Raw genomic sequence first — 13,775 nt, 5'->3', positions numbered from 1 at the left:
GACCCGTGGCGTCTGCCGGGTGTCCGGTACGAATAGCCGCTTGCCGAACAGCATGCCGCCCCCCGGTATCGACGGCAGGATGAAGTCGGGCTTGACGAGGCGTTTTCACGATAGCGGTTGGCCTGGCGGTCTCGAGACCTTAATCTCGGGTAACAACTTACCTTTCAGGTCCCGACATGCACCCTCAACGAGAACGCCTGCACAACGAATTGCACGCCCGACCCTCCATCTATTTCTCGGAGCCGGCCTACCTCCACCACTACGCTTTTCTGGATGAAAGCGGTGGCTTTGACGCCATCCTGGCTCAGCTGGGCGAGATGACGGGGCTGGCGCTCGATACCGCTTCCGTGCAGCAAATCCTGACCTTCGAGGGCATGACCCTGAAGTGGGAGCGGCATACCGAATTCTTCACCCTCACCCTGCTGGTGCCCAAGCCATCGTCCGACGCCGCGCATTGGCCCACCCCGCCGCGCTTGCTCGAGACCATCGTCGAGGCCCATCGTGAGGCGCTGATCAACGCCAGCCTGGTGCTGGTGGAGTCGGAGGCCTCCTGGGTCGGCAAGACCGATGCCTACGGCTTCAACGACCCAGCCGGCTCTCAGGTGGGCGGGGGCGATGCCACCGTATGGAGCGACTTTCGCCTTACTGAGGCAGGCGTCAACCGCCTGCTACTGGTCAACCACCGGCTCAACGCCTTCCGCCTGGGTCGCATGGTGCGTCGCCTGCTGGAGATCGAGACGTACCGCATGATGGCCTCCCTGTCGCTGCCTCTGGCCAAGGAGCTTGCTGCCGAGATGCAGGGCTACGAGAGCGAACTCGGCGAGCTCTCGGAGCGCAACGCCGAGCAGCAGGAAACCACGCCGCGCCCGCTGCTGGCGCCGCTCGCACTGCTCTCGGCCCGGCTGGAGCACAGCGGTGCCCGCACGCGACAGCGCTTCAGCGCCACTGAGGCCTACGCCCGCATCGTCTACACCCGTATCGAGGAGCTGCGCGAGACCCGGGTCGGTGACCGCCCGCGGCTGGGCACCTTCATCTTGCGCCGCTTCCGCCCCACGGTGCACTTCTGCGTGGCTATCAATCGTCGCCAGGAGAGCCTGGCCGAGAGCGTGGCGCGGCTCAACGACCTGCTCAGGACCCGGGCCCAGGTGGAGATCGAGGAGCAGAACTCCGACATTCTGCGTAGCCTCAACGAGCGTGCCAGCAGTCAGCTCAAGATCCAGAAGGCGGTGGAGGGGCTGTCGATCATCGTTATCAGCTATTACCTCTTCAGCCTGTTCAAGCTGGGGCTGCAGAGCCTCGGGGCCCTTGGCATCGTAATAGCCCCCTACTCCGCCGCCGCCGTGCTGGCGCCTCTGGGTGTGCTGATCATCGGACTCCTGGCCTGGCGAATCTGGCGTGTGAAGCATCACTGACTGAAGGGGCGCAGGGCCGCCTCACGCACGGTGCATGACCAATCAACGCAGCAGCTAACCCGAACTTGTTCGAATATCGGTGGAGGGGGTTATCTTGGTTGGCGGCGACGCTTTCGGCTAGGCTGCTGGCGAAAGCGACGTTTCCTCACGCCGGGAATCGACGACAGGGAGACAGGATCAAGGCCGGAAGTGGCAGCAAGGCATGAAGAGCCGGGACAGCCAGGACAGCCAGGGAGAGGGAGGCAGGTTGTGAGCGACGCGTGGCCAAAGCACCATGCACAACACAAGGAAACGGCAGAAGACCAACGGGACCCCTACCCGGATGCCCTGCGAGCCCTGGCACTGCTGATCGTGGTGCTCGGGCATTGGGCGGCGACCTTGCCCCGTGTCGAGGGTGGCATCCTGGTGGATACCGACCATATCCTCGACGTCTGGGCACCGGCTGGACTGTATACCTGGCTGGTGCAGGTGGTGCCGCTGTTCGTTTTTGTCTCTGCCGCGGTCAGTTCCCAAGGCGTGCAGCAACGGCTGGAGAGGGGCAGGCCCCACCTGCACTGGTGGGCGGACCGTGCCCTGGGTCTGGCGCGGCCCACCGTCAGCTACCTGGCGGTTCTGACCGGCTTTGCGCTCACTGCTCTTTTCACCAGGGATGGCGTCCTTGGACCCCTAAACCACTCGCTGACCGTTCACCTCTGGTTTCTGCTGATCCTGCTTGGGGTACAGCTGCTGCTGCCGCTCTGCGTCTGGGCCGACCGTCGCTGGGGACTCAAGGCTGTTGCCGGCCTGGTCCTGCTCATTGCCATCGTCGACCTGCTGCGCGCCCGGCCCACTGGCGCCGCCGACCTGCTCAAATTCGGCGCACTGGTCACCGACACCCATGACTATTTCGGCTGGGTCAACATTGTCCTTGTCTGGGTGTTGCCGCAGCAGCTCGGTATCGCCTGGTGGCATAGCCGCTTCTTCGGTCGTCGCACCGGCCTGGGCCTTCTGCTGCTCGGGCTGGCCTGGTTGGGGCTGGCCGTGGCGGCCGGCTATCCCGTCTCCATGGTCAACGGCAACGTCGGAGGCCACACTAACCTGCTGCCGCCGACCCTGGCGCTGCTTGGCGTGATGTGGCTCCAGGTTGGCCTGGTCGTGCTCCTCGAGACGCCGGTGCGCAACTTCCTCAAGCGCCAGCACATGGGGCGCTGGATGGCGGTGTTCGGCGCCCTGGGGTTGCAGCTCTATCTCTGGCACAAGTTCGCGGAGCTGCCTGCCACCTGGCTGGGAATGCGCCTGGGCTGGCTGATCGATGCCGGCCTGCCCGGTGAGCCGGGCTTCTGGATTGGCCGGCTGGAGTGGCTTGGGCTCTGCATACTGATGGTCACACCGGTAATGCTCGTGGTGGTGGCCTTCGAGCGCTACCGTAAGCAGGATGTGCCACACGCAACCAGCACACCGGCCATTCTCGCGGGCGGTACGGCGTTACTCATCGGCCTGGGGGTCAGCCTTGGCCTGGGCGCCTTCCCCGGTGCCGTCATCGGCTTGGTGGGTGTGGCCCTCGCCTCCTGGCTGCTGCGTGCACGATAGCGACGCGCCCACCAAGTTCCGTGAACAGCGCCGGGAAATCATTTCGTCACGGTACGAGCAGCAAAGCGGGACAGCAGGGCAGCAGGCGTATGACAAGCTTCAGCATCGACTCAGCTGTCGGCGTGACCCGGGGCGGCCGGCAAGCGCTGGTTCCGTTGCCGATCGCCCTGGGCAAGCTGTGGGCCGGCAGTGGTGGGTTACGCGGTGTCATTTTACATTTGCCCAATGCGTGAACGAGTGAGCCCTCAGAATGGTCCGGAGCTTGACCATGCCATCGGGTGTGTGTCGCTGGGCGTGAAGCGCTGCTTCCTCAGCATGAGAGGCTGGGGCGGAGTAAGTTGTTCGCACAGCACCTTGAGCACTCCGCGCCGCGTGAAGGCGAAAACGTCTGCTATGAGGCCCATGTCCTCGCCATCCGCGGTCAGGGTATGTTCGTGGCGAAGCTGGACACGGCACTGAGGTGCCTTGAAGTGCACTACGGTGTCGTGACGGCGAGGTGTACGTCTCAGCAGGCGAGTCGTGATGAAAATAAACATCAGAGGCAGCCAGGAGCGCTGGCGCACTGCCACTACGTCCAGATGGCCGTCATCGATTCTGGCTTCGGCAATGTGGTGCCCGCCACCGAAGTAGGCGCCCGAGGCAATGGCAATGGTGAGCCAGCGTCCCTCGGCGACTTGCTCGTCGCACTCGATGCGGGCATGAATGCCTCTTTGCAAGCCTAACTGCTGCGCCAAGGTGAAAAGATAGCTGAAGCGGCCCCACCGGCGCTTATGCCCATGGGAGGCCTCCCGGGCCGGGAAGGTGCCGAATCCGATGTGAGCGACATTGAGGAATAGATGGTCGTTGACCCAGGCCACGTCGATGGCTGTGATCTGGCCCGAAGCGACCAGCCTACATAGCTCCGCCGGGTCTTCCGGCAGGCCCAGATTGCGGGAAAAGTCGTTAGCCGTTCCAGAGGGCAGCACTGCCAGTATTGCTTTCTGCTCGACGCATATCGCTGCTACACGGTTGACTGAGCCATCGCCTCCGGCGACGAGCACACGGTCCCCTGCGCAGATATCACTGTCCCAGCCCGGCTCCGTCAAATCGCGTGCCGTGAAGTCGTGCATGCCGGCGGCATTCAGGTGAGTCTTCCAGAAAGACTCCCCGCGCTTTCCATCGCCCGCCTTGCCATTGATGATCAGCCAGTCACGCATTGTGGTGTCTCCTTACCCCTGTGCCTCGTCCAGTCATGAGCTTAGCCACCCAGCCGAGCAGATGCACCCTATCAATATTGGTGGCTGCCTCCTGTTTCGCCTTTCTTCACTCCGTCACACAGGAGAAAGAAGTGACACGAAAACCATGCAATACAGAAAGAAATCGTCTGGCCAGGTGATGTTTCCGGGGGCTAGGGTCGTGGTTCAATCGGCTTTTCCCGGCAACCCAGGAGGTGGAGCGTGGCATCCGATACTCTGATAGAAAACGTGCCTGAGACGATGGCAGCGATGCTGCTCACCGGCCATGGTGGCCTCGACAAGCTCGTCTATCGTGATGATGTGGCCACGCCGAGGCCCGGACCGGGCGAAGTGCTGGTGCGGGTCACGGCGACGGCCAAGAACAATACCGACCGCAAGGCCCGTGAAGGCCTCTACCCCACCAAGGAGAAGGGGGAGGTGACCTCCTTCGCCATGGGCGGCTCAGCGACGCTAACCTTTCCGCGCATCCAGGGCGCCGACGTGGCCGGGCGTGTGGCGGCCGTGGGCGAAGGGGTAGACCCCGGGCGTATCGGCCAGCGCGGACTGCTGGACTTCAATCTTTACCCCGATGCGCGACGCGACCTCAACCTGATGCCGGATTACTACGGCCATGGCGCAGACGGTGGCTTCGCCGAGTACGTTGCGGTGCCCTCCGACCAGTTCCATACGGTGGGCAACCCCGACCTGGGCGATGCGGAACTGGCCTCGATGGGCATGTGTTCCTACCAGACCGCCTATCACATGATGACCTCGGCTAACGTTTCTTCCGGCGACCGGGTCCTGGTTAGTGGCGCCAGCGGCGGTGTGGGCACTGCACTGATACAGCTGTGCCGTATCGTCGGCGCGGTCCCTTATGCCGTGAGCCAACTCGACAAGGCAGAGGCGCTGCACGCGCTGGGCGCCGAGGCGGTGATCGATCGCGGCGACCTGCCCACCTTCGTCGACCGGGTGCTGGAAACCACCGATGGCGCCCCGATCGACGCGGTGATGGACCTGGTCGGCGGCGAGATGACGGATCGCTTCATCGACGCCATGATCGTCGACATGAAGCGCCGCTCCAGCTATCCGCGCCTTTCCATCGCCGGGGCCAGTGGTGGCAACCTCAGCGAAATCATGTGGACGCGGATCTACCTCTACCAGGTTCAGATATTCGGCGTCTCGCACGGCACCCGCGACGAGGCGGAGCAACTGATAGCATGGATTCGTACCGGTCAGCTCAAGCCGGTGCTGCATGCGGCCTTCAAGCTCTCCGACCTGCACGAGGCCGAAACCTACTTCGTCAATCGTGACAGCAACTACCTGGGCAAGATCGTTATCGTGCCCGACTCCCAATGGGCCGAGCACGGCGCACCCTACGCACTCGAGGAGAAGGCATGAGCCACGAACTGACGCTGCGCCTGATCGATACCCATGCCGGCGGCGACGTCAGCCGGATCGTGATCGGTGGCATCGATCCGCTGCCCGGCGACACGGTGCGACAGCAGATGGAGTATCTGGAAAACGACGCCGATGGCCTGCGCCGGCTGCTGCTGGACGAACCCTACGGCATTCCCGAAATGTCGGTGGACCTCATCGTTCCGGCCACCGACCCCAAGGCCAGCATGGGCTACATCATCATGGAGGTGATGGGCTACCCCATCTACTCCGGCTCCAATACGATCTGCACGGCCACGGCACTGCTGGAGAGCGGCCTGATCCCCAAGCAGGAAGGACGCCAGCGTTTCATGCTGGAGTCGCCAGCGGGGCTGGTGCAGATTGTGGCGCACGTGGAGAAGGGCGTGGTGGAAGCCATCACCTGTGGCGGGCTGCCCAGCTACATCGACACCCACCGCGCCACCATTTATGTGCCCTCCATCGGTGACGTGACCTACAGCATTGCCTATAGCGGCGGCTTTTATGCCCTGGTGGATGCCGCCGAACTGGGCTTCTCGCTCAAGCGCGAGGAGGAACGGGCGCTGGCCGAATGTGCCCATCGCATCGTCGAGGCGATCCAGGCTCGCAGTGGTTTCTCCCATTACACGCTGGGCGATGTGGGACCGCTGCCCTTCTTGCATTTCATGGGGCCGGTCGATCAGGTGACAGATGACTTCTACCGTTCGCGCTCGGCCACCTACGTGCACCCCGGGGTGATCTGTCGCAGCACCACCGGCACCGGTACCTCGGCCCGGCTGGCGCTGATGCACCACGAAGGCACCATCAAGCCCGGCGACCGGCTGGAAACCGTCTCTTTGCGGGAAACGGGCTTCATCGGACAGTTCATCGAGGCCCGCGAGGCCGGCGGTAAGCACCAGGTGGTAGAGAACACTATCACCGGCAAGAGCCACGTCCTGGCCCGTTCGGAGATCGTGATCAACTGCGATGACCCCATGGTGGAGTGCGGCAGCCTGCACCATATTCTCGGCAGTCGGCACGGCTGAGCGCGGTGAGACTTTGCCATGGCGACAAGTGGCTCTTTCTGTCGCTGTCCAGCGGATCCATGGTCGCACTCGCGCTTCCAGTGAAGGTCGGAGAGTTCTGGGTATCGGTGGTGATGTCATGGATCACCGGCAGCTTCGCATCATTCGGAGCCTACCTCGGGCTATGACACTACGAATAACCAGCGATCGAATAAAACTTTAAGATTCGTGACGGAGCGATTTCTTTTGCTGACGTTTTGCTGCGCACTTCTTCTGTATCGGACATGGTTGGCGACCTATGTTGATAAGGTAATTCTTAACTCTAGGAGGGAGTGCCATGAGAAGGAACGAAATGAAGAGAACAATACTGGCGATTGCCATCGGCGCAATTTCCGCCGGCCTTGCAGGTGGTGCTCTGGCCCAGGACGCCGAGGACGCTACCGAGCTCAACGGCGATGCAGCAATGAGCGAAGAGCAGCCCAACCAGGTGACGGAGGAGCCCCAGGATACCCTCGATGATGATCGGGAAGAGCTGGATGCTGAAGGTGACGATGTCGAAGATTATGAAGACATGGACGCCGAGAGCCTGAAAACCGATGAGGCGGGTGAAATGCCTGCGACCGATGCTGACGACGCGTTCGATGAAGGGCGCCTGGGCGAGGCCCCTCTGGATGAGTCACTGCGATTCATGCAGGTCAGCGAACTGGAAGGCATGACCGTCGTCAATATGGAAGATAAGAAAATTGGCGATATCCAGGACGTGGTCAAGCATAACGACACCGGCGATCTTCATGCGGTCGTAACCGTTGGAGGTTTCTGGGGCATGGGTGGAACAGACATCGCCCTGCCGCTGGCGGAAATGGATTTGGAGGACGATCAACTGGTATTCCAGCGGACCTATGGTGAGAAAGAGCTGGAAGACACCAACGAGTACGATGAGGATCGCTACAGCGAAGTGGATGGCGATATGACCCTTTCGGAAGCCTGGGGCATGTAAGAGCTTTCCCAGACTCGAGACCCCGATCCATCAGCATAACGAAGGCAAGGCCATAGGCCTTGCCTTCTTTTTTCCGTCAGGTCGGCTTTCATGGAATCTGTCAGACTACGGATAATATCCATCCCGAACGTAGCAAAGAGGAAACAATGAGCGAGACGACCAAGCCCTGGGACCGGCCCATGCCGGAACAGCAGTTCAATCTAATGCAGCAGATTCTGGATGCTCCCAGTCCCGTCGGGCTGGAGGGTGCCATGACCTACGGCGTGCTCAAGCCCTATTTCGATACCTTTGCCCCCGGCGACTGGCAGCTGCACCAGTACAAAGGGCATGCCGGCGTGGTGTTGGATACCCACCCCGGCCGGGACGACCTGTTCAAGGTGATGATCATCGGCCACGCCGACAAGATTCGCATGCAGGTGCGCAACATCGGGGATGACGGCAAGATCTGGATCAACACCGACGCTTTCTTGGCCAATGTGTTGATCGGCCACGAGGTCAAGCTGTTCAGTGAGGACCCGGAGAACCCCGGTTGCTACCGCATCATCCAGGGCGGCACCGTTGAGGCGCTGGGCGCCATTCACTTTTCAGACCCGGCTCAGCGCGACGGCAGCAAGGGTATCAAGAAAGAGCAGATCTACCTCGATCTACAGATCCATGGCGAAAACAAGAAGCAGCAGGTGCTCAACCTCGGCGTGCGTCCCGGCGACTCGATCATCTTCGACAGACCCATCCGCCACGGCTTCAGTCCCGACACCTTCTTTGGCGCCTATCTGGACAACGGCCTGGGCTGCTTCGTTACCGCCGAAGTGGCGCGATTGATCGCCGAGGCCGGCGGTACCGAGCAGGTGCGCTTGCTGTTCGCCATTGCCAGCTACGAGGAGATTGGCCGCTTCGGCAGCCGTGTGCTGGCCGGGGAGCTGCGCCCGGACGTGGTCATCGGTGTTGACGTGAACCACGACTACGCGGCCGCCCCCGGCATCGGCGACCGGCGCATGCAGCCGCTGGAAATGGGCAAGGGCTTTACCATGTCGGTGGGCGCCATCGCCAGCGAACAGCTCAATCGCCTGATCGAAATCACGGCCACAAAGCACGGCATTCCCATGCAACGCGACATCGTCGGCGCCGACACCGGTACCGATGGCATGGCCGGCGTGCTGGCCGCCATCGATTGCGCCGCCACATCTATCGGCTTTCCCATCCGTAACATGCATACCATTTCCGAGACCGGCAACACCCAGGACGTACTGGCTGCCATCCACGTGCTGACACACACCCTCCAGGCCCTGGACGCCCTGCCGGACCCACACCGTGAGTTTCTCGACAACCATCCGCGCCTCGATGAGGCCACCCGCCTGGAACACCAGGGCTCGGCCAAGCCGGAAGTTGAGAAAAGCGCCAACGGAGATAAGCGGTGATCAAGACGATGACAGAGATCACGGAATGGCCGGGGATGGCGTCACGACTGATGGAATAGAGGGTGGAAGAAAGGGTGAAAAAGAAGGCGCGTGACGTTTCGTCGCAGTGAACGTGGCCACGACGAAGGGAGAGGTCATCGCCCGCAGCAGCGCCGAGTAATCGAGCCCGAAGCGGATTTCTTCGCCGGGTGCCTGACGGTGCTGGGTTTCCAGCACCAAGTGGTCGCTGCTGGCGGCTAGCACTCTGACGCCGACAGGGGGAGTCAGACCAGCCGGGTCGACGTCCTGCCGCCCGATTGAGGCGATCGTCTGGATGATGGTGCCGCGTTCGTGCATTGGCGTCGGCACGCCGAAAGCGGCCTCGCCGATGGCGCCGCGAGGCGCCGTCGGCTTGGCCAGCGACTCGATGATGGGCACCACCAGGGAGAAGGCATCGGTGTGCAGGCCGTTCAGGGGCTTGCGCGTGAGGGGGTCGCAGCCCAGCAGGATCGACTCGCCGAGCCGCAGGTCGTTGACTCGGCCAGCGGGCGCTGAGATGGCCCAGGCGAGATTGGCCGAATTGCCGCCGGATATGATCGGCAGGTGCAGGCCCAGCGCGCCTTCGAGTAGGGCCGCGAGCGCAGAGAGCTCGCCCATGTTGTCGGCGCTCGGCACGACGCCGGCACGGCACGCCAGGTTGGTGCCGAGGCCGGCAAGCGTGACATGAGGGATGCGCGATATATAACGGGCGAAGTCGAGGACATTCTCCGGCAGTATGCCCTCGCGCAGGTCGCCCAGCTCCACCATCAGCACCAGGCCGTGAATGCTACCGAGCCTGCCCGCTGCCGCCGACAGGGCCTTTACCACCTCGTGCTCGCTCACCTGACTAACGCTGGCGCAAGCAACCGTCCGATCCGCCTGGTCGGGGGTGGGCGAACGCAGCAGTGTCAGCGGGGCCTGGATGCCCGCGTCACGAATTGCTTCGAGGTTGTCGATCCGCGAATCACCGAGACGCATCACCCCCCCTGCGAGCATGGCCCTTGCCACTTCGGGAGAGCCCAGGGTCGCCTTGGTGACCCCGGTGACGTCGATGCCGCGGGCGGACAAGAGAGTGACTAGGGCGCGGGCGTTCACCTCGATCTTTGCCAGGTCGACTTCGATGCGCGGGCAGGTCACGCCGTTTCCAGTGATTGACGCGCCTGGAGTGTGGGAAATGCGGTGGTAACCATCGCCACCAGTGCCGAGGGATCGTGCCACAGCGCGTCGGTGGCGGGAAGGCCGAGCTCGATATCATAGCGGGCGATGGCCGCCGTGACCTCTTCCTGGGTCATGTCCTCATGGTTGATGGCAAGCCCAATGACCCGGGTCTTGCCGAACAGCTCAATGAGCCTGATCTCAGAGAAGGGTGACGGCATCGGTACCTGCGGATAGTCACTGAGCATTCGGCGGGCCGGGGCATGCTGCATGATCACGGCCTGTGGCCGGCTGGCGCGGAGCACTACCGTCGAACTCAGGTAGGCGGGATGGCTGAGGGCGCCTTGACCCTCGATCACGATGACGGCGGGGTGCTCGCCCTCATAGGCGGCGACCACCGCCCCCTCCAGTTCGCCGACACCGAACTGAGCGGGAATGGCATCTAGTGCCACTCCATAGGCGGCGCCTTGCATCAGGCCGGTCTGCCCCGTCCCTACCATCACGGTATGAATCCCGGCGTCGTTGAGTGCCTGGGTGAGCAGCGTCGAAGTGGTGCGCTTGCCGATCGCGCCATCGGTGCCCAGCACGGCGATGCGCACGCAGTCGACGCTGTCGATCGCACCATCGAACATGCGCAGGTGCTTGGTTGGGCGAGGGCGACGGATATCATGCAGTACTACACCGCTGGCGAGTGCCGCCGCCGAGATCTCCGGGTCGTCTGCGAGGAACTCGTGCAGTCCGGATACCACGCCGATGCCAGCGGCCACGGCTTCCAGCACCACCGCGCGGTCCGCCTCGGACATCAGGCCCGACAGCGGGGCAAGTCCGAAGATGAGCACGTCGGGAAGGGCATTGGTCGCTGAGAGCGCCGCCGCCAGATCGGCCACGATGGGAATACCCGCCGCAGCCTCGCCTAGGGTGGTGCCTGCGTCTTCGCCGCTTAGGGTGCTGTCGATGACGGAAAGAATGTGATACCGCTCGCTGCTGCGCACCAGGCCGTTGGCTGTCTTGCCATCGATGCGCGAGAAGTTGCCCTCGCAGTACACAACAGCCGATTGACGGGCATCATCGGGGGGAGTGGCGGCGTCGAGTATGGCTTTAAGGGAATCAGGAAGCATGAATCGCAAACCTCAGGTCTGGACCTAGAGGAGGCGACAGGAAGGTCCCGGCCGAGACGGCCGACAGTCAACGAGAGGACTCCACCAAGATCAGTGGACGTACGTAAGCATACCCAGATTGGGGACTGGCGTATGTTCGTCAGCATACACAGATTGGGGGGCTGTCGTATCTTTGGGTTTAACAGGCATTATCACCTGCCCGGCGCCGCGCCTGACTTTCATCGCCGAGCAGTAGTGACTCGGCGTGCTGGGTGGCAGAGCTGTCCAGCCAACCTCTAAGAAGCACTGCTCTGATGTCGCGCCTCTGGTGTGCTTGGGCTGCCGTGCTCGGTCGATAGGGGTCAGGAAGACGCGCTGGCAGAGGGCATCTCCGCCAGCAGTGGCTTACCAGCCAAGGCTTGTCGCAGTCGGGTGACGAGGAGATCCACGATGGCGTCATTCTCACCCACCAGTCGGGTGGCTGTAACGCTCAGGCCGGGTGCTCTGGCTTTGGCCTGTTCGCATATCCCCGCGATATCGCCCCCTTCGCCGGCGTGGCGACCGGGAGAGAGGAACAGCATGGAAAGGATCACGTCGCAGTGGGCCAAGTTGGGAGAGGCCAGAAGATCGACCAGCAGCGGCTCGTTGAAGCGGTAGGCTTCGCCGTCACGGCGCTCCATGGAGGCAAAGCTGACGCTACTGACCTCATCGGCCAGCAGCACGCTGAGCTGACCGGCGAGATAGTTGCGCACCGCCGTTACCTCCGGGATCGGACTGCCGTGATCCACCAGAACGACTTTTGGTTGCGACAGCTCTTCCATCCTTTCACGCGCGTTCTCCGCCAGCAGCTGCGCCAGGCGCAGGTCCACCGGCGCCTGAGTATCGACCAGCGGCAGGGCCACCTTGACGCCCAGTTGTGGGTAGCTGGCCTGTACTTCGGCCAAGCGCTCGGGAAGGTAGTGGGTCAGTGCCTGACTGGGACCGAAGAAGAACGGCAGAATGAGCAGCTCGGTCACACCCTTTGCGGCTAGCCGCTCTGCGAGCGGCCCCAATGTCACGGCCTTATGGCCGTCAAGTTTTTCGGGGGGGATCTTGTAGGAGTGCAGTAGCGAAGTGGCTTCAATTGCTTCACCGGTGGCCTGGCCCAGGGCGTGAGCAAGTCGACGCAGATTGAGTGTGGCCTGGGGGCGCAGGGAACCGTTGTCGACGAGCAGTATTTTTTGCATGGAGGTCTCTTGGCTGGCAAGGCAGGAGAGTGGCGAAAGCGCCGCCAGGGCTCATCACACTACCGACTGGTGCCCCGGTCAAGCGGTGCGCGATTTGCAAGGGTGCCGTTCTCATCTCTGCCACCACCAGGATCACCGGCTTAGCTGCTAGACGGCGGCCATGGTCTCTCCTTTGCACCTGAGTGCCAGCCCCTGAAGGGGCTGTACAAGCCAGGCGCGCCATCGTGACGATATTGGTCAGGGAAGATCAGGCTTTCCGCAATAGAAGCCGCCAATGGAGCCCACAGCAGGTTGCCGGAGCACATCTACCTGGTGTTCGGCATGTGCCTCGGCTATCCGCCGCACGAGCCTGACGTCAAGCCGCGGCTACCGGTGGAAGCGATTCTCAAGGAGGGCTACTACACCGACGACAGCGAGCTGCGCGTCCATATGCGTGAGTTTCTGACCAAGCGCGGCTTCGAGATGAAATAGCGTTAGTGCATCAACGTCTTGCTGCGGGGCGTTTACAAGTGATGCCAACCGGGCTCTCGGAAAAAGCCACATCGAAAAATAGGTTGCCGATGTGTGTTACCGAACAGATGACCGGGATGCCACGATCTACAGTGAATAGACCTGACAAGAAGGCGGAAACGCCCCATATCGGCTCGCCATATTACTTTCAACGAGCACGCGCTGCTCAGCAAGTAGCCTTCCTCTTCTTGCCAGAACCATCCCCAATCACAGCTAGCGCTAGCTAGCCTACTGGGAATTTGTCGCTCACCAACATCGTGAATAAAACCGCGCTGGCACCGTTGACCCCAGATAATCGTCATCATGCCCGGGTAGTGCTGGTTCAGGAGAACCGATATGAAACATCGCATGCACCTTTTAAGGAAGCCCGTGGTAATTTTCGCCTCGCTGTCATTGATGAGCCCAGCCTTTGTCCAGGCGACCCTGTCGTCGGCTGCCGATGAAGAGATCATCACACTCAGTCAACTGACTGAACCTGCTGATCAAATGGAGGAAGAGCTACTAATCGAGCTGGAAGACGATGAGCAGACCGAAGCCGATGCCCTGGCCAAGCAGGAAGCCACCGAGCAGGCCGAAGCAGACGCTCTCGCCGAGCAGGAAGCCACCGAGCAGGCCGAGGCTGATGCTCTCGCCGAGCAGGAAGCCACCGAGCAGGCCGAAGCAGACGCTCTCGCCGAGCAGGAAGCCACCGAGCAGGCCGAAGCAGACGCTCTCGCCGAGCAGGAAGCCACCGAGCAGGCCGAAG

11 protein-coding genes and 2 pseudogenes are annotated in these 13,775 nt (G+C 62.3%); 9 read left to right on the top strand and 4 right to left on the bottom strand.

The features are described 5' to 3' along the window. Nucleotides 1–176: 176 nt before the first annotated feature. From DU490_RS06460 to DU490_RS17150, 3 genes are all read left to right on the top strand, one after another. Nucleotides 177–1,412, top strand: a complete 1,236-nt coding sequence (locus DU490_RS06460) for a DUF3422 domain-containing protein (RefSeq protein WP_114573514.1) — start codon at nucleotides 177–179, stop codon at nucleotides 1,410–1,412. Nucleotides 1,413–1,661: 249 nt separating this feature from the next. Then, the gene (locus DU490_RS06455) at nucleotides 1,662–2,981 is read left to right on the top strand and encodes an acyltransferase family protein (protein WP_181869985.1); all 1,320 of its coding nucleotides are present in this window, start codon (nucleotides 1,662–1,664) and stop codon (nucleotides 2,979–2,981) included. 89 nt (nucleotides 2,982–3,070) lie between these two features. Next, the gene (locus tag DU490_RS17150) at nucleotides 3,071–3,214 is read left to right on the top strand and encodes a hypothetical protein (RefSeq protein ID WP_181869984.1); all 144 of its coding nucleotides are present in this window, start codon (nucleotides 3,071–3,073) and stop codon (nucleotides 3,212–3,214) included. A gap of 12 nt (nucleotides 3,215–3,226) precedes the next feature. On the opposite strand, the gene DU490_RS06450 is transcribed toward DU490_RS17150, so the two are convergent. Further along, the gene (locus DU490_RS06450) at nucleotides 3,227–4,177 is read right to left on the bottom strand and encodes a diacylglycerol kinase family protein (protein ID WP_114573512.1); all 951 of its coding nucleotides are present in this window, start codon (nucleotides 4,175–4,177) and stop codon (nucleotides 3,227–3,229) included. A gap of 279 nt (nucleotides 4,178–4,456) precedes the next feature. Here DU490_RS06450 and DU490_RS06445 point away from each other — a divergent pair, with 279 nt between their 5' ends. The 4 genes from DU490_RS06445 to DU490_RS06430 all read left to right on the top strand — a co-directional run bounded on the left by DU490_RS06445 (nucleotide 4,457) and on the right by DU490_RS06430 (nucleotide 9,024). Further along, nucleotides 4,457–5,593, top strand: coding sequence for an alcohol dehydrogenase catalytic domain-containing protein (locus DU490_RS06445; protein ID WP_114573599.1), 1,137 nt, complete (start codon nucleotides 4,457–4,459; stop codon nucleotides 5,591–5,593). Further along, nucleotides 5,590–6,633, top strand: coding sequence for a proline racemase family protein (locus DU490_RS06440; protein ID WP_114573511.1), 1,044 nt, complete (start codon nucleotides 5,590–5,592; stop codon nucleotides 6,631–6,633). Before DU490_RS06445 ends, DU490_RS06440 begins: the two co-directional genes overlap by 4 nt. A 316-nt stretch (nucleotides 6,634–6,949) precedes the next feature. Beyond that, nucleotides 6,950–7,609, top strand: coding sequence for a PRC-barrel domain-containing protein (locus tag DU490_RS06435; protein WP_258801393.1), 660 nt, complete (start codon nucleotides 6,950–6,952; stop codon nucleotides 7,607–7,609). A 146-nt stretch (nucleotides 7,610–7,755) separates the two neighbouring features. After that, nucleotides 7,756–9,024 carry a M20/M25/M40 family metallo-hydrolase gene (locus DU490_RS06430; RefSeq protein ID WP_114573509.1) on the top strand — a complete coding sequence of 423 codons (1,269 nt, stop codon included), beginning with the start codon at nucleotides 7,756–7,758 and terminating at the stop codon, nucleotides 9,022–9,024. Nucleotides 9,025–9,042: 18 nt separating this feature from the next. Here DU490_RS06430 and DU490_RS06425 read toward each other — a convergent pair whose 3' ends face one another. From DU490_RS06425 to DU490_RS06415, 3 genes are all read right to left on the bottom strand, one after another. Next, on the bottom strand, nucleotides 9,043–10,179 hold the full coding sequence (locus tag DU490_RS06425; RefSeq protein WP_114573508.1) for an alanine/ornithine racemase family PLP-dependent enzyme: 1,137 nt from the start codon (nucleotides 10,177–10,179) through the stop codon (nucleotides 9,043–9,045). Next, entirely contained in the window at nucleotides 10,176–11,315 is a 1,140-nt protein-coding gene (locus DU490_RS06420; RefSeq protein WP_114573507.1) for a DUF1611 domain-containing protein, read from the bottom strand. The genes DU490_RS06425 and DU490_RS06420 overlap by 4 nt, the downstream gene beginning before the upstream one ends. A 341-nt stretch (nucleotides 11,316–11,656) precedes the next feature. Beyond that, entirely contained in the window at nucleotides 11,657–12,520 is an 864-nt protein-coding gene (locus tag DU490_RS06415; RefSeq protein ID WP_114573506.1) for a sirohydrochlorin chelatase, read from the bottom strand. A 288-nt stretch (nucleotides 12,521–12,808) separates the two neighbouring features. Between DU490_RS06415 and DU490_RS06410 the strand changes: the two are divergent. Both DU490_RS06410 and DU490_RS17145 read left to right on the top strand, forming a co-directional pair. Then, nucleotides 12,809–12,991, top strand: a pseudogene (locus DU490_RS06410) (oxygen-insensitive NADPH nitroreductase); the annotation flags it as partial. A 375-nt stretch (nucleotides 12,992–13,366) separates the two neighbouring features. After that, nucleotides 13,367–13,775, top strand: a pseudogene (locus tag DU490_RS17145) (hypothetical protein); the annotation flags it as partial.

The organism is Halomonas sp. DQ26W, assembly GCF_003339685.1.
Classification (GTDB): Bacteria; Pseudomonadota; Gammaproteobacteria; order Pseudomonadales; family Halomonadaceae; genus Halomonas.
This window is presented reverse-complemented; position numbering and strand designations above follow the sequence as displayed.